General features: G+C 36.8%; 1 protein-coding gene. It reads left to right on the plus strand.

What is annotated here, in order from left to right:
* Positions 1 to 93: 93 nt before the first annotated feature.
* Positions 94 to 261 (plus strand): NADH dehydrogenase subunit 3 (locus tag BB427_RS24885; protein ID WP_139119054.1); only part of this gene is annotated, 168 nt, incomplete at its 3' end.

Consider the following 261-nt stretch of genomic DNA (forward strand, 5'->3'; position numbering starts at 1 on the left):
GGGGGTTAAAGGAAAAGTACAGAGTGCGGTTGATTTCCAATTAGCAAGTGAAGAGTATATGTAGAGATGTTTGTAGAGGGTGTGGTTTTGGTAATGTTAGTATATCTAGTTTTTTTGTTTATATCCTTAAGGGTGGAGAGGAATGAAAATAATGCGTCCTCATATGAATGCGGGTTTGATCCGAGAGTGGGGTCACGGTTGGGTTTTTCTTATCGGTTTTTTTTAATTTCTATTTTATTTTTGATTTTTGATGTGGAAGGG

This window comes from Pseudoalteromonas sp. BMB, assembly GCF_001709235.1.
Classification (GTDB): domain Bacteria; phylum Pseudomonadota; class Gammaproteobacteria; order Enterobacterales; family Alteromonadaceae; genus Pseudoalteromonas; species Pseudoalteromonas maricaloris.